Here is a 14,059-nt window from a genome sequence, read left to right on the forward strand (position 1 = left end):
TAAATTAATTTTATAACAAGTTATTGGCTTGATAACTTAGAACGAGAAACACGAACAGCCGAACGCGCCCCAGAAGGCATTCTCGTCCGACACCGGGATGCTGGAGCGGCGCGCGATGTCATGCTGGTGCGCGTGCACGCCGCACGGGCCGCAGCATTGGTGCGCCTGGCTCACTACCCCGACGCGGGCCGCCGCCGACGGCGGCGCGGAGCGGTAATGGCCCGGCACCTGGGTGACCGGCGACCACTCCGGCAGCACCGGCAGCGGCGGCGGCGCCAGCGGCGAGAAGCTGCCGGCGGCGTAGACCACCTTGCCGTCCACCACCGTCATTACCGACTCGATGCCTTTGATCTGCTCTTCCGGCACGCTGAAGTAGTCCTGCGACAGCACCGCCAAATCCGCCAGTTGGCCGACCTTGATCTGGCCTTTCTTGCCCTGTTCGGTGGAGAACCAGGCGCTGCCCTGGGTCCACAGCATCAGCGCCGTTTCGCGATCCAGCCGGGCGCTGTCGTCGTACATCGCCATGCCGCCGACGGTGCGGCCGGAGACCAGCCAGTACAGCGCCGTCCACGGGTTGTAGCTGGCGACGCGGGTGGCGTCGGTGCCCAGCCCGACCGGCAGCTCGGCCGCCAGCATTTTCGCCACCGGCGGCGTATGTTTGGTGGCTTCGATGCCGTAGCGGTCGGCGAAATATTCCCCCTGGAACGCCATGCGGTGCTGGACCGCAATGCCGCCGCCCAGCGCCTTGACGCGCTCGATATTGCGTTCGGTAATGGTTTCGGCGTGGTCGAACAGCCAGTGCAGGCCGTTGAATGGAATATCGCGGTTCACCTTCTCGAACACGTCCAGCATGCGGCTGATGGATTCGTCATAGGTGGCGTGCAGGCGGAACGGCCAGCGGTGCTCGACCAGATGGCGCACCACCCGCTCCAGCTCGTCTTCGGTGCCCGGCGGCAGATCCGGGCGCGGCTGCAGGAAATCTTCGAAGTCGGCGGCGGAAAACACCAGCATCTCGCCGGCGCCGTTGTGGCGATAGAAGTCGGTGCCCTGGCCCGGTTTGAGCATGTCGGTCCACAGCTCGAAGTCTTCCAGTTCCTGCTTCGGCCGCTGGGTGAACAGGTTATAGGCGATGCGGATGGTCAGCTGCTTTTTCTCGTGCAGCTCGGCGATCACCTGATAATCCTCCGGGTAGTTCTGGAAACCGCCGCCGGCGTCGATGGCGCTGGTGAGGCCGAGGCGGTTCAGCTCACGCATAAACTGGCGGGTGGAGTTGACCTGCTGTTCCAGCGGCAGCTTCGGCCCTTTCGCCAGCGTGGCGTACAGGATCATGGCGTTGGGTTTGGCGATCAGCATGCCGGTCGGGTTGCCGTTGGCGTCGCGCTGGATCTCGCCGCCCGGCGGGTTCGGCGTGTCTTTGGTGTAGCCGACTACCTTCAGCGCCGCGCGGTTGAGCAGCGCGCGATCGTATAAATGCAGAATAAATACCGGCGTGTCCGGCGCCGCCTGGTTGATTTCGTCCAGCGTCGGCATGCGGCGTTCGGCAAACTGGAACTCGGTCCAGCCGCCGACCACCCGCACCCATTGCGGGCTCGGCGTGCGCAGCGCCTGCTCTTTCAACATGCGCAGCGCGTCGGCCAGCGAAGGCACGCCTTCCCAGCGCAGCTCCAGGTTGTAGTTCAGGCCGCCGCGGATCAGGTGCAGGTGCGAGTCGTTCAGGCCCGGAATGGCGGTGTGGCCGTGCAGATCGATCACCTGGGTTTCCGGCCCGGCGTGTTGCATGACTTCGGCTTCGCTGCCGACCGCCAGAAACTTGCCGTCGCGAATGGCGACCGCCTGCGCGGTGAGGTTTTGGCGGTCAACGGTGTGAAATTTGCCGTTGGTGAGGATCAATGAAGCGTGGTGGTTCATAACATTCTCCCGGCGAACCGCCTAGCGGCGGATCAGCCATTGATGAAAAACGCGAGTCACGATGGGCATCCACAGGTACACCACCAGAGCGACCACGGTGGCGTCATTGAGAAAATGGCCGAGCAGCGTGCCGTTCAACTGCGGCAGCGCCAGCCCCCAAAACCAGGGCACCAGATTGGTGGAAGGGAAGATCACCAGCAGGGTGATGATGAACTGCTTCCACTGGGGCGGTTGGCGCACGCCGGGGTTGGGCGGGGTAAACCAGAACTCCGCGCCGGGGTGGATCTCGATATGGTCATTCTCCAGCAACAGCGGAGTGACTTCTTCGATGTATTGCTTGCGCAGCGGCGAGTTGAGCCAGCGGTAGAGATTATCGACATTGTCGAAGCGGACCAGCACCGTATAGGCCTGTTCGCTGTCGGATGGGCGGATGACGTTGACGCCCAGATGGCCGGTGAAGCCCGCGGCGTCCGGCATGATGCGGTTCAGCCAGGCCTCATAGGCCTGCTCGTTCCCCGGCGCCAAACGGTGGGTGATCACCAGCGTGACATGCTGCGGATGGGCCATAAAACCGACTCCTGAAAATACCCCGGCGCGGGGCCGGGGCAGGGGGAATTATTTCACCGTGCGGGCCGGTGCGTGGTGCACCATGGTGTAAGCGTAGTCGACGCCCATGCCGTACGCGCCGCTGTGTTCGCGCACCAGCGCCATCACCGCGTCGTAGGTGTCTTTGCGCGCCCAGTCGCGTTGGTACTCCAGCAGCACCTGCTGCCAGGTCACCGGTACGGCGCCGGCCTGCACCATGCGTTCGATCGAGCGCTCGTGCGCATCGACGGAGGTGCCGCCGGAGGTGTCGGTCACCACATACACTTCATAGCCGGCTTCCAGCGCCATCAGCGCCGGGAAGGTCAGGCACACTTCGGTCCACAGCGCGGAGATCACCAGCTTTTTGCGGCCGGTGGCTTCCACGGCTTTGACGAAGGCCGCGTCTTCCCAGGAGTTCATCGAGGTGCGTTCAATCGGGGTGATTTCAGGGTGTACCGCCAGCAGCTCCGGCCAGATATAGCCGCTGAAGCTTTCGGTTTCGACCGAGGTGAAAAGGGTAGGAACGTTGAAAATCTTGCCTGCCTTCGCCAAACCAACAACGTTGTTTTTCAGTTGCTGACGATCAATATTAGCCACGCCGAAGGCCATTTGCGGTTGATGATCGATAAAAATCAGTGCGGAGTTGTCTTTATCAAGCAGTTGAAACTTGGACATAATTTACCTTCCCAGTGATATTTCGGTTGAACATCTGATGAGTGTAACGCCGATAAAACCCATGGTAGGCAGAGGGCGATTTCAAAGATACCGCAGAATTTTTGCCGACTTGTTGAGTTTTTTTATACACGGGAGAAAACATGAGATTAAACCTGGAAGCGCTGCTGATTTTGGACGCGCTGGACCGGCACGGATCTTTCGCCGCCGCGGCCGCCGCACTGTTTAAAACCCCTTCGGCACTGAGCTATATGGTGCAAAAGCTCGAGAACGATCTCGACATCACCCTGCTCGATCGCTCCGGCCATCGGGCGAAGTTCACCGATACCGGCAAGCTGATGCTGGAAAAAGGGCGGGTGCTGCTGCGCGCGGCGCAGGATCTGGAACAGCAGGCGCGCTATGTCGAAAACGGCTGGGAAAGCGAGATCACGCTCGGGATCGACGCCTCCTTCCCGTTTGCCCGCCTGTTGCCGCTGATAGAAGAGTTCTACCGGCAGCATCACCATACCCGGCTGCGCTTCAGCCACGAGGTGCTGGCCGGCTCCTGGGAGTCGCTGGTTTACGGCTGCGCCGACATTATCATCGGCGCCATCTGCGAGCCGCCGTCGCGGGTGGGCTATGCGTTCAGCCGCCTGGGGCAGCTGGATTACGTGTTCGCCGTCGCGCCGCAGCATCCGCTGGCCGCGCTGCCGGAACCGTTGCCGAAGGATGAGATCCGTCAGCACCGGGCGGTGGTGGTGCGCGATACCTCGCGCGTCAACGCGCCGCAGAGCCTGAACCTGCTGGAAGAGCAAGACACGCTGACAGTCTTCGGCTTCGACGCCAAACTGCAGGCGCAGCTAGCCGGACTGGGCTGCGGCTATCTGCCGCGCGCCTTGGCGGAACCTTACCTGAACAGCGGCGAACTGGTGGCGAAACGCGTCGAATCGGAACGTTGCAGCGACATCGCCTACTTCGGCTGGCGGGAAAGCGCCAGCGGCCTGGCGGCCAAGTGGTGGCGCGAGCGGCTGCAGCGTTACGCAGATGACGGTGAGGCTTACCCAGCGGCGCAGTAAGGGCGCTCGATAAAGATTAATCCCCAATAAGGACATAGGGAATGAAAAAGACACTAAGCCTGTTGGCGCTGTTACTGTTGAGCGGCTGCGGCGCGGGCGCCGGGCGTCAGGCCGGCACCCCCTTGCCGTCGCCGCAGACCGAGGCGCCGGTTGCGGCGCCGCTCAGCTATCCGGTGCGGGTGCATAACGCGGTGAGTCGCGAGCTGCGTTTGCCGGAGCACGCGCGCGGCCAACGCTGCACCATCAGCATCCGTTTGCGGCCGGACGGGAAACTGGCGAGCAGCAAGATCGTAAGAGGCGATGCGCCGCTGTGCGCGGCGGCCAACGCGGCGGTGCAGCGCGCGCAGTTTCCGCCGATGGCCAGCGCCACTGAATACGCATTGTTCAACGCCGTGGTGCTCGATTTCGTTCCCTAAAGGGATGTGACCGACGGGCTGCCTGCGCGGTCAATGCTTGTCAGTTAGCGTTTTTTTGAAGTACTCGTGACGTTTTCGGTCGATAAATGAGAGGTGCATCATGAGGCTCCTGCACCTCGACCGAGCCAGGGGCCGAAAGGCGCGGCCCCTGGCAACCCGCGCCTTTGCCCTATCAGACGGTTGGCTTTGCCAACGTTACTCAGCCCATCCCTGGGCCTCGCCCCTTCGGGGCCGCTGCAAGCAGCGTTCAAATCTGCTCCAGGCAGATTTGTCCTCCCTCCGCCATACCGCATTGAGGCCGGTTGCGACAGGCGTCCCTGCCTGTCTCACCTGAAACCGCCGTCCATGGCGGTTTCGCCTAATGCGCTATGCCTGCGTTCGGCGTCTTCAAGGGCGTCCAATACCGTGCTCATCTCCGATTCCTCTTCTCTGCTATAACCTCATAAAGTACGGGTTGCCCGGTAGCTGCCAGCTCGGGTGTTGACCTTTGACGTGCATCACCGGCTGCCGAGCAAGACGGCGTTGTCAGGGGCAACCGGCCAGGGAAGGCCGGTTGAGGCGAGACTAACAGGGACGTTTGTCGTAGCCGACCCGCCCGACAATGCAGACGCGGCGAGGGTATCCGCGTAGCGGACAGACGGTGTTAAGCGAAGGCGCGGGTGGAGGGGCCGCGCCTTCGGCCCCTCCAATTGCCGTTCATTGTAGTAACAGAGAAATGCGGAACATTTACGGCAATTCAGGCTACACAAAACACACAAAGATGGGATAAAAAATGCCAGTCAGGTTTAACTGACAGATATCACCGCCTGCTCGGCCCGTTTTTTCGCTTTGACGCGTACGCAACCCGCTGAATTTTCACTTAGCTTTGCCATTTTCGTTATTTTGAACGTCACTGCGGCTCACGGATACTGGGGGAAAATCCCCAACCGCGAGCCGCAGCATGCCCCACGCCCACTATTTGCACCCCGAACAACGCGACCGGATCCGGCGGCTTTATCAGCGTTGGCACTGGCGGCTGGAACTGCCCACCTGGGGGATCATGGCGGCGGTGTACGGCGGCTGGTTTGGCGTGGCGCATTATTGGCAGGCGCTGGGCCCGTGGCTTGGCGCGCCACTGCTGATCCTGCTGACCACCGGGTATATGTCGCTGCAGCATGAGCTGATCCACGGCCATCCGACGCGCCGGCCGCGCGTCAATCAGCTGTTCGGCCTGTTGCCGCTGGCGGTGTGGTATCCCTATGGGCTGTATCGCGATTCGCATCTGCGCCACCATCGCAATGAACACCTGACCGATCCGCACGAAGATCCCGAAAGCTACTACTTCAGCGCCGCGCAGTGGCGGCGTTATCCCCGCCTGTTGCCGCTGCTGGCCGCGGTGCGCAATACGCTGATCGGCCGGGTGCTCCTCGGCCCGGCGCTGGATATCGCCGCGACCCTGGCCGCGGCGGTGAAGGCGCTTGCCGGTGGCGCATGGCGCGTATGGGCGATGTGGCTGGTGCACCTGTCGTTGTTGGCGGCGCTGCTGCACTGGCTGCAGGCGCAGGGTATCGGTACGGCGTTTTACCTGTTGGCCATCAGCTATCCGGCGCTGGCGCTGACCAAGGTAAGATCGTTTTTTGAGCATCGCGCCGTGGACGCACCGCAGGCACGTTCTATTATTAATGAGGCGGGCTGGCCGTGGCGGCTGTTGTTTCTCAATCTGAACTACCATTTAGTGCATCACGATCTGCCCGGCCTGCCCTGGTATGGTTTGCGCGAAGTCTATCTGGCGGAACGCGAAGCGTATCAGCGCCGCAGCCAGGGATTTGTCGCGCAAGGCTACGGCGAGTGGCTGCGCGATTACGCGCTGACGCCGATCGACGTCGGCGTGCATCCGCTGAGCGCCGGCGAACGGCGGGAGGAACGCGGTGCCCGGCCGAAGAAAAAATTTATTGCGCGCTGGAAGCGCGTTTCTCAGGATTTTCCAACCGAACTGGCCCATGAGCCGGAAAACATATAACCAGAGGAAAAGTATGGCAATCACCTTATCACGCGGACGTTCCTTTGCCGTCGCGCTGGCTCTGCTGGCCACCGGCGGCCTGGCGCAGGCGGCCGACTCGGTGCGCGTCGGCTCCAAGATCGATACCGAAGGTTCGCTGCTCGGCAACATCATCGTGCAGGTGCTGGAAGCCAACGGCATCAAAACCACCAACAAGCTGCAGCTCGGCACCACCAAGGTGCTGCGCGGCGCCATCACCTCCGGCGAGATCGACATTTACCCGGAGTACACCGGCAACGGCGCGTTTTTCTTCTCCGATGAGAAAGATCCGGCATGGAAGAACGCCCAGGCTGGCTTCGAGAAGGTGAAGCAGCTCGACTACGACAAAAACAAAATCGTCTGGTTGGACGCGGCGCCGGCCAACAATACCTGGACTATCGCCATTCGGCAGGACGTGGCGGACGCCAACCATCTCAAAACGCTGGCGGATCTCGGCAAGTGGATCAACGGCGGGGGCAAGTTCAAGCTGGCGGCCTCGGCGGAGTTTATCGAGCGGCCGGATGCGCTGCCGGCGTTCCAGAACGCCTACGGTTTCAAGCTGAATCAGGATCAGCTGCTGTCATTGGCCGGCGGCGACACGGCGGTGACCATCAAGGCCGCGGCGGAGCAGACCTCCGGCGTCAACGCGGCGATGGCCTACGGCACCGATGGCCCGGTGGCGGCGCTGGGGTTGCAGACGCTGGCGGACCCGAAAGGCGTACAACCCATCTACGCGCCGGCGCCGATCGTGCGCGAAGCGGCGCTGAAAGCGCACGCCAATCTGCCTGAACTGCTGAAGCCGGTGTTCGCCTCGCTGGACGGGCCGACGCTGCAAAAGCTCAACGCGCAGATCGCAGTGGAAGGCCAGGACGCCAAACAGGTGGCGGCCGCTTACCTGAAAGAGAAAGGATTTGTTAAGGGATAACGCCGAGGTGCCCCCTCTTGCTACGGGAGAGGGGGAAAACCGATGGCGCCGGAGAGTTTCTTTGACTATTGCCGTAAAACATCGCGTGTTGTTAACGCTGTTCGTGCTGTTGCTGCTGGCCGCCTTCGGCCTGCCGTTCCTCAGTTATGCCCCCAATCGTCTGCTGTCGGGTAAAAGCCTGTCCTTATTCTCCCTGTTGCACGGCCCGGCGCTGTGGCTGCTGTTGCCGCTGGCGGCGTTGGCGATCCTCAGCCTGTTGCCGCCGACGCGGGGGCGTGCGCTGTTGACGGCGCTGGCCGCCTGCGGGGTGCTGACGCTGGTCTTTTGGATCGGCGGACAGGCCGCCGAACGCCTGGCGCAGGAGGGATCGCGCCTGGCGCGCACCTCTTGGGGCAGCGGTGCCTGGCTGACGATGGCGCTGAGCCTGCTGATCGCCGCCGACGCCATGACGCGCCTCACCGCGTCGCATCTGCGGCGAATGCTCGGCAACGCGCTGGTGCTGGTGCCGCCGGCGCTGCTGCTGTTCGGCCATCAGCTCGATCAGCTGTCGCTGCTGAAGGAGTATCACAATCGCCAGGAGGTGTTTGACGCCGCGCTGCTGCAGCACCTGACCATTCTGCTGGCGACGATGGCGCCGGCGCTGGCGATCGGCGTGCCGCTCGGGGTGCTGTGTTTTCGCTCCGAGCGCTGGCAGAGGCCGATCTTCTCCGCGCTGAACATTATCCAGACCGTGCCTTCCATCGCGCTGTTCGGCCTGCTGATCGCGCCGCTGGCGGGGCTGGCGGCGGCGGTGCCCTGGCTGGCGGAACACGGCGTCAGCGGCATCGGCATGGCGCCGGCGATCGTGGCGCTGGTGCTGTACGCGCTGTTGCCGTTGGTGCGCAGCGTGGTGGCGGGGCTGCAGAGCGTGCCGGCCGGGGTGATTGAATCCGCCACCGGCATGGGGCTGACGCGCGGGCAGATCTTCCTGCGCGTGCAACTGCCGTTGGCGTTGCCGCTGTTTCTGACCGGCGTGCGCATCCTGGCGGTGCAAACCGTCGGCATGGCGGTGGTGGCGGCGCTGATCGGCGCCGGCGGCTTTGGCGCCATCGTGTTTCAGGGGCTGCTCAGCAGCGCGCTGGATCTGGTTCTGCTGGGGGTGATCCCGGTGGTCATGATGGCGGTCATCGTCGATTCGCTGTTTAAATTTTGGGTTTCAATCCTGGACGTATCGCGCCGATGATTCACTTTGAGCAAGTTAGCAAAATTTTTCAGGGCAAGCCGGCGGTGGACGATCTCACGCTGCACATCGCCGAGGGTGAATTCACCGTGTTGATCGGTACCTCGGGTTCCGGCAAGTCCACGACGTTAAAAATGATCAACCGCCTGATCGAACACGATCGGGGCAAGATTCTCTTTGCCGGCGAAGAGATCCAGTCGTTTAAACCGCAGGATCTGCGGCGGCGCATGGGTTATGCGATCCAATCGATCGGCCTGTTTCCACATTGGACGGTGGAGGAGAACATCGCCACCGTGCCGCAGCTGCTGAAATGGCCGCGCGCGCGCATTCGCGATCGGGTTACCGAGTTGCTGGAGCTGCTGCACCTGGAACCGGATCTGTTTCGTCGCCGCTATCCGCACCAGCTTTCCGGCGGGCAGCAGCAGCGGGTCGGAGTGGCGCGCGCGCTCGCCGCCGATCCCGAGGTGTTGTTGATGGACGAACCGTTCGGCGCGTTGGATCCGGTCACCCGCGCGGCGCTGCAGGCGGAAATCGCGCGCATTCATCAGATCTCGGGCCGTACCATTGTGCTGGTGACGCACGACATCGACGAGGCGTTGAGCCTGGCGGATCGTCTGGTGCTGCTCGATCAGGGGCGGGTGGTGCAACAAGGCACGCCGCTGACGCTGTTGACCGCCCCGGCCAACGACTTCGTGCGTGACTTCTTCGGGCGCAGCGATCGCGGCATCAAGCTGCTGTCGCTGGGGACGGTGGCGGAGCGGGTGCGGCCCGGTGTCGCCGGGGGCGAACCGATCGCCGCTGCCATGAGCCTGCGCGAGGCGCTGTCGGTGTTCGTGGCGCGCGGCAGCGACTGCCTGCCGGTGGTGGATGAACGGGGCGAAGCGTTGGGGGTTCTGCACTTCCACGATCTGATCGCCGGGCAGGCGCTGTCATGAGCGGGCGTCTCTGGCGCCTGCTGCGCGATCCGCTGCCCTGGACGCTGGCGCTGCTGTTGGCGCTGGTGTTCGGCATGGATCATCTGCGCGGTCTGTTTGCCGCCTGGTTCCCCGATCTGGACCGGCCCATTTATCAGCAGGACAGCTTTATCGCGCTGGTGGGGGCGCACCTGTCGCTGGTGGCGATCTCCAGCCTGATTGCGGTGGCTCTCGGCGTGGCGGCGGGCGTCGCCGTGACCCGACGCGGCGGCCGGGAGTTTCGTTCGCTGCTGGAAACGGTGGTGGCGGTGGGGCAGACCTTCCCGCCGGTGGCGGTGTTGGCGGTGGCGGTGCCGGTGATGGGCTTCAGCGAGCAGCCGGCGATCATCGCGCTGGTGCTGTACGGCTTGCTGCCGATCCTGCAGGGCACGCTGGCGGGCATCGAATCGGTGCCGCCCGCCACGCGCGAGATCGCCCGCGGCGTGGGGATGAGCGCCTGGCAAATACTGTGGCGGGTTGAACTGCCGCTGGCGGCGCCGGTGATTGTCGCCGGGATCCGCACGTCGGTGATCATCAACATCGGCACGGCGGCCATCGCTTCCACCGTCGGTACCAAGACGCTCGGTTCGCCGATCATCATCGGCCTAACCGGGTTTAACACCGCCTATGTGATCCAGGGCGCGGCGGTTGTGGCGTTGTTGGCTATTATCACCGATATGCTGTTCGAACGTTGGGTGCGTTATCTCACCGCCTGGCGTCAGCAGACGCTGGCGGCCACTCCGGCGGGGTAAGGGGGAAATGATGCAGGTGTCTCTACCGATGTACGGCGTTGGCCGGGAGCAGGCCGACGCTTTCTGGCAGGTCTTGCGCGGCAAGCTGCTGCGGCTGGGGCTGCCGGCGGCGCCGGAACGGCTCAGTTGGCCGGACGATTTGGCGCAGCATTGGCGGCGCGAGGATCTCTTGCTCAGCCAAACCTGTGGTTATCCGTTGGTCAGCAGCCTGCCGCAGGTGCAGCTGATCGGAACCTATCATTATCGGGTGGAAGGGTGCGACGGGCCTAATTACCGCAGCTGGCTGGTGGTGCGCGCGGGCGACTCCGGCGAACGGCTGGCGGATTTTCGCGGCCGGACGGTGGCGTATAACAGCACCGATTCCCAGTCCGGCTACAACGGCTTGCGCGCGCTGATCGCGCCGCTGGCGCAGGATGGGAAATTCTTCGGTGCGGCTATCGCCTCCGGGGCGCATTACCAGTCGCTGAAACTGATCCGCAGCGGGCAGGCGGATATCGCCGCCATCGATTCCATCAGCATGGAGCTGCTGCGCCGCGCGCAGCCGCAGGCGCTGGAGGGGCTGAAAATCATCGGCCGCACGGCGGCGGTGCCGGGTTTGCCGCTGATCACCGCAGCCGGCACGCCGCCGGAACAGGTGGACATCCTGCGCGCCGGCGCCCGAGCGATGCTGGATGAGGCGGTCAGCGACCGCCTGCTGATCGGCGATTTCAGCCTGGTGCCGCGCTCGGCTTATCAGATTATCACCGTGCTGGAGCAGCAGGCAGCCGCACAGGGCGTAACGGCGCTCTAGCCGCCGTTACAGCAGGCCGCCGCCGTCGATGTCGATCACGCTGCCGGTGACGAAACCGTTCTCCATCGCCAGCAGGTAACCCGCTGCGACGTCGGCCGCCTGGCCGATCCGGCCGACCGGCAGACTGACGCTCACGCGCTCGAACAGCGCCTGACGCTGCGCGGCGCCCATGTCGTCGTAGGCTTCGGTAGCGGTGATGCCGGGGCTGACCACGTTCACCCGCCGCGGCGCCAGTTCCTTCGCCAGCTGTTTACCGACCGCTTCCAGCGCGGCATTGATGCCGGTTTTGATCAACTGACCGCCGAGGTATTTGCGCGACAGCTGGCCGGAGGTCAGGGTGATGGAGCCCTGCGGCGCCAGCGTCGGCAGCGCGGCCTGCACCGCGCGCAAGCTGCCCCAGAATTTGACGTTGAAGTCGGCCTGCGCCTGCTCAAAAGCAGTCTCCGCCAGCGGTTTCGCCTGCACCAGCGGCCCGGCGGTGATCACCAGATGGTCGAAAGCGCCGACGGCGGCAAACAGCGCATGCAGCGACGCTTCATCGGTCAGATCGGCCTGCATCAGATGGAGCGCGTCGTTTTTCTCCCCGGCGTGGGGAAGGCGGCGCGAAGCCAGCACCACTTCAGCGCCGCGCGCCGCCGCTGCGTAGGCCACCGCGGCGCCAATGCCGCTGGTGCCGCCCAGGATCACCAGCTTTTGTCGTTTCAGGGGGGAGTCAGGAATTGTCATGTTAAGGCCTCTTTTTAGTAAGTTTCAACGGGATCTATCTTTCCTGATTGAAAATCACCTAACAATCGGCCTTGCTGACAAACTCTTATTAATATTTTTTAAAGATCATGCGGCGCTAAAGCGGGCGTTTAGCTTCTGATCCACGATGATTTCGAAATCGGTAAACAGCGCTCGGGGTTTCACTGAACGCCCCTGTTTTTCCAGTGCCACCAGGCCGTGCCCGCTCAGCGTTTTCAGCGTGGTGGACAGATTGCTGACCTGGCGCCCCGACAGTTCGGCCAACTGGCTGATGGTTTCGGGGCGGGCAGTGTCGATCAGACGCAGCAGGGCAATATTCTCGTTGCTGAGCACCTGGGCCAGCGCAATCATCGACGTAAACCACACTTTGGGCTCACGTTCCTGTGGCTGGTATTCCCCTTTTGCGATCGCCAGTGTGCGCTTGCGAATCAGTTCTTCAGGCATCACGCCAATCAGTGCTTTCATCATCAACCTCGGTTTTCTCTCTTGCGTATGACTTCGTCTATCCGGGTAAAAAAATCTTCCACCAACTGATAGGCGGAATGAAACTCGTAGGGTGAGCCTTTGTCCGTCGGGGAGTCATGTTGGTGATCGTAAACGACGCGGCCCGAAAATTTACCTTTGCGGGGTGTTTTAATGGCATGCGCGTTATCTATGCCAAAAACCCGGGTATTGTGGTTATCATGCAAGGTCAAATTGTAACGGATGCCGTGAGGGATAAAGGCCGTTTGGGTCACCGTCCAAGCCTCGATTTTCCACCAATAGCCATCCTCACGATTGACCCGCGTGCCATGCAGGCTAAGGATGTAATCCAATCCGTTGTGTTCATCCATTGATCAAAGCTCCATTTATTATGATCTAATCATAACTGTTGGGCGTTTTATCGTCAATCCGATACGCCGTGAATCCGGCTCTCTAAGAAGGGAAATACATGACCTCATTTGTCGATCTCGAGGTGTTTGTCCGCACGGTGGACGGCGGCAGTTTTTCCGCCGCGGCGCGCGCGCTGGATATGACGCCGGCGGCGGCCAGCATTGCGGTGAAAAGGCTGGAGCAGCAGTTGGGCGCGCGGCTGCTGGTGCGTTCCACCCGCAGCCTGAGGTTGACGGAGGAGGGGGCTCGCTATCTCGACAGCGCGCGCCTGGCGCTGGGCGCGTTAGCCGAAGGAGAGCAGGCGATCCGCGAGAAGCATCAGGGGCTGTCCGGGGTGCTGCAGATTTCCGCGCCGTCGGATTTTGGCCGCAATTTGCTGCTCTGCTGGCTGGATGAGTTCCGCCTGCAGCATCCGCATATTCAACTGCAGCTTCTGATCAACGATCGGCAGGCCGACCTGTTCCGCGAACCGGTGGATGTGGCGTTGCGCTTCGGGCCGCTGGCCGACTCTTCGCTGGTGGCGCTGCCGATCTTGCCGCAGCATCGGCGGTTGATCTGCGCCAGCCCGGATTACCTGCGGCGTCACGGCGCGCCGCAAACGCCGGCCGATCTGGTTCGGCACAGCATTCTGGTGTATCAGCCCAGCGGCAAACGGCAGGTGGAATGGCGGCTGTGGCGCGGTGAGGAGGGGGTCGAAGTGCCGCTGAACGGCAGCTATTTTACCGATGACGGCGAGGTGGCGCGGCGCTGGGCGCTGGCGGGGCACGGCGTGGTGCGCAAGTCGGCGATCGACGTGGCGGCCGACATTCACGCCGGGCGGCTGGTGCAACTGTTGCCGGAATGGCGCAGCGACGCGGTGCCGATCAATCTGGTCTGCCCGCATCGTTCGCAGGTGTCGGAACGCGTCAGGCAGCTGCAGCGCTTTTTACAGCAGCGCTGCCAGCGTTGGATGGACGATCACTTGGCCTGAAGGGTTTCGGTTTGCGCCGGCGTGGCGGCGGTATCCCCGGCAGGCGCGCTTTCTTCGTGCGGGGTGGTGGAACGGGTGTAGATGTTCAGCCCGGCGAGGAATACGCCGCCCAGAGAACCGAAGGCGCACAGGGCGATGACGATGACGAACGCTTTTTTCAGCATAGGAATAATTTCGCAG

General features: G+C 62.9%; 16 protein-coding genes. 9 read left to right on the forward strand and 7 right to left on the reverse strand.

The window, feature by feature from the left end; translation table 11 throughout:
• Positions 1-36: 36 nt before the first annotated feature.
• From ACJ8IP_RS12560 to ACJ8IP_RS12570, 3 genes are read right to left on the reverse strand one after another with little or no spacing between them, the layout of a single operon-like run.
• A complete protein-coding gene (locus tag ACJ8IP_RS12560; protein ID WP_033652684.1) occupies positions 37-1,908 on the reverse strand; it encodes an amidohydrolase in 1,872 nt (623 codons plus the stop codon).
• 21 nt (positions 1,909-1,929) lie between these two features.
• The gene (locus ACJ8IP_RS12565) at positions 1,930-2,475 is read right to left on the reverse strand and encodes an antibiotic biosynthesis monooxygenase (protein ID WP_442524407.1); all 546 of its coding nucleotides are present in this window, start codon (positions 2,473-2,475) and stop codon (positions 1,930-1,932) included.
• Positions 2,476-2,523: 48 nt separating this feature from the next.
• Positions 2,524-3,168, reverse strand: a complete 645-nt coding sequence (locus ACJ8IP_RS12570; protein ID WP_046686653.1) for a hydrolase — start codon at positions 3,166-3,168, stop codon at positions 2,524-2,526.
• A gap of 140 nt (positions 3,169-3,308) precedes the next feature.
• On the opposite strand from ACJ8IP_RS12570, the gene ACJ8IP_RS12575 reads away from it, so the two are divergent.
• From ACJ8IP_RS12575 to ACJ8IP_RS12610, 8 genes are all read left to right on the forward strand, one after another.
• The gene (locus ACJ8IP_RS12575; RefSeq protein ID WP_042783950.1) at positions 3,309-4,220 is read left to right on the forward strand and encodes a LysR substrate-binding domain-containing protein; all 912 of its coding nucleotides are present in this window, start codon (positions 3,309-3,311) and stop codon (positions 4,218-4,220) included.
• 41 nt (positions 4,221-4,261) lie between these two features.
• Complete coding sequence (locus ACJ8IP_RS12580; RefSeq protein WP_047572209.1) at positions 4,262-4,636, forward strand: cell envelope integrity TolA C-terminal domain-containing protein; 375 nt, start codon at positions 4,262-4,264, stop codon at positions 4,634-4,636.
• 940 nt (positions 4,637-5,576) lie between these two features.
• Complete coding sequence (locus ACJ8IP_RS12585) at positions 5,577-6,635, forward strand: fatty acid desaturase (RefSeq protein ID WP_273974520.1); 1,059 nt, start codon at positions 5,577-5,579, stop codon at positions 6,633-6,635.
• Between the two features lie 13 nt (positions 6,636-6,648).
• A complete protein-coding gene (gene osmF, locus ACJ8IP_RS12590; protein WP_089196769.1) occupies positions 6,649-7,578 on the forward strand; it encodes a glycine betaine ABC transporter substrate-binding protein OsmF in 930 nt (309 codons plus the stop codon).
• A 61-nt stretch (positions 7,579-7,639) separates the two neighbouring features.
• Positions 7,640-8,800 carry an ABC transporter permease gene (locus ACJ8IP_RS12595; protein WP_072628081.1) on the forward strand — a complete coding sequence of 387 codons (1,161 nt, stop codon included), beginning with the start codon at positions 7,640-7,642 and terminating at the stop codon, positions 8,798-8,800.
• A complete protein-coding gene (locus tag ACJ8IP_RS12600) occupies positions 8,797-9,732 on the forward strand; it encodes an ABC transporter ATP-binding protein (protein WP_047572208.1) in 936 nt (311 codons plus the stop codon). The genes ACJ8IP_RS12595 and ACJ8IP_RS12600 overlap by 4 nt, the downstream gene beginning before the upstream one ends.
• Complete coding sequence (locus ACJ8IP_RS12605) at positions 9,729-10,502, forward strand: ABC transporter permease (protein WP_046896907.1); 774 nt, start codon at positions 9,729-9,731, stop codon at positions 10,500-10,502. Before ACJ8IP_RS12600 ends, ACJ8IP_RS12605 begins: the two co-directional genes overlap by 4 nt.
• A gap of 28 nt (positions 10,503-10,530) precedes the next feature.
• Complete coding sequence (locus ACJ8IP_RS12610; protein WP_080273377.1) at positions 10,531-11,292, forward strand: phosphate/phosphite/phosphonate ABC transporter substrate-binding protein; 762 nt, start codon at positions 10,531-10,533, stop codon at positions 11,290-11,292.
• A gap of 6 nt (positions 11,293-11,298) precedes the next feature.
• Here ACJ8IP_RS12610 and ACJ8IP_RS12615 read toward each other — a convergent pair whose 3' ends face one another.
• The 3 genes from ACJ8IP_RS12615 to ACJ8IP_RS12625 form a co-directional block, all read right to left on the reverse strand.
• Positions 11,299-12,018, reverse strand: a complete 720-nt coding sequence (locus ACJ8IP_RS12615; protein WP_164107242.1) for an SDR family oxidoreductase — start codon at positions 12,016-12,018, stop codon at positions 11,299-11,301.
• Positions 12,019-12,123: 105 nt separating this feature from the next.
• Positions 12,124-12,501, reverse strand: a complete 378-nt coding sequence (locus ACJ8IP_RS12620) for an HVO_A0114 family putative DNA-binding protein (protein ID WP_033638702.1) — start codon at positions 12,499-12,501, stop codon at positions 12,124-12,126.
• Between the two features lie 2 nt (positions 12,502-12,503).
• Positions 12,504-12,869 carry a DUF6516 family protein gene (locus ACJ8IP_RS12625; protein WP_004939355.1) on the reverse strand — a complete coding sequence of 122 codons (366 nt, stop codon included), beginning with the start codon at positions 12,867-12,869 and terminating at the stop codon, positions 12,504-12,506.
• A 98-nt stretch (positions 12,870-12,967) separates the two neighbouring features.
• Between ACJ8IP_RS12625 and ACJ8IP_RS12630 the strand changes: the two genes are divergently transcribed.
• A complete protein-coding gene (locus ACJ8IP_RS12630) occupies positions 12,968-13,879 on the forward strand; it encodes a LysR family transcriptional regulator (RefSeq protein ID WP_033642361.1) in 912 nt (303 codons plus the stop codon).
• Here the strand turns inward: ACJ8IP_RS12630 and ACJ8IP_RS12635 are convergent.
• Positions 13,867-14,043: a hypothetical protein gene (locus ACJ8IP_RS12635; RefSeq protein WP_004939348.1), complete on the reverse strand. Its 177-nt coding sequence runs from the start codon at positions 14,041-14,043 to the stop codon at positions 13,867-13,869. The genes ACJ8IP_RS12630 and ACJ8IP_RS12635 overlap by 13 nt on opposite strands.
• Positions 14,044-14,059: the final 16 nt, after the last annotated feature.

It is taken from the genome of Serratia sp. CY52157 (assembly GCF_052168495.1).
GTDB lineage: Bacteria > Pseudomonadota > Gammaproteobacteria > Enterobacterales > Enterobacteriaceae > Serratia > Serratia ureilytica.

Excerpts from the sequence above, each read along its gene's own strand:
- ACJ8IP_RS12605 (WP_046896907.1), top strand. The coding sequence starts at position 9,729 with ATGAGCGGGCGTCTCTGGCGCCTGCTGCGCGATCCGCTGCCCTGGACG.
- ACJ8IP_RS12580 (WP_047572209.1), top strand. The coding sequence starts at position 4,262 with ATGAAAAAGACACTAAGCCTGTTGGCGCTGTTACTGTTGAGCGGCTGC.
- ACJ8IP_RS12600 (WP_047572208.1), top strand. The coding sequence starts at position 8,797 with ATGATTCACTTTGAGCAAGTTAGCAAAATTTTTCAGGGCAAGCCGGCG.
- ACJ8IP_RS12635 (WP_004939348.1), bottom strand. The coding sequence starts at position 14,043 with ATGCTGAAAAAAGCGTTCGTCATCGTCATCGCCCTGTGCGCCTTCGGT.
- ACJ8IP_RS12625 (WP_004939355.1), bottom strand. The coding sequence starts at position 12,869 with ATGGATGAACACAACGGATTGGATTACATCCTTAGCCTGCATGGCACG.
- ACJ8IP_RS12630 (WP_033642361.1), top strand. The coding sequence starts at position 12,968 with ATGACCTCATTTGTCGATCTCGAGGTGTTTGTCCGCACGGTGGACGGC.
- ACJ8IP_RS12575 (WP_042783950.1), top strand. The coding sequence starts at position 3,309 with ATGAGATTAAACCTGGAAGCGCTGCTGATTTTGGACGCGCTGGACCGG.
- ACJ8IP_RS12585 (WP_273974520.1), top strand. The coding sequence starts at position 5,577 with ATGCCCCACGCCCACTATTTGCACCCCGAACAACGCGACCGGATCCGG.
- osmF (WP_089196769.1), top strand. The coding sequence starts at position 6,649 with ATGGCAATCACCTTATCACGCGGACGTTCCTTTGCCGTCGCGCTGGCT.
- ACJ8IP_RS12565 (WP_442524407.1), bottom strand. The coding sequence starts at position 2,475 with ATGGCCCATCCGCAGCATGTCACGCTGGTGATCACCCACCGTTTGGCG.
- ACJ8IP_RS12610 (WP_080273377.1), top strand. The coding sequence starts at position 10,531 with ATGTACGGCGTTGGCCGGGAGCAGGCCGACGCTTTCTGGCAGGTCTTG.
- ACJ8IP_RS12570 (WP_046686653.1), bottom strand. The coding sequence starts at position 3,168 with ATGTCCAAGTTTCAACTGCTTGATAAAGACAACTCCGCACTGATTTTT.
- ACJ8IP_RS12560 (WP_033652684.1), bottom strand. The coding sequence starts at position 1,908 with ATGAACCACCACGCTTCATTGATCCTCACCAACGGCAAATTTCACACC.
- ACJ8IP_RS12620 (WP_033638702.1), bottom strand. The coding sequence starts at position 12,501 with ATGAAAGCACTGATTGGCGTGATGCCTGAAGAACTGATTCGCAAGCGC.
- ACJ8IP_RS12615 (WP_164107242.1), bottom strand. The coding sequence starts at position 12,018 with ATGACAATTCCTGACTCCCCCCTGAAACGACAAAAGCTGGTGATCCTG.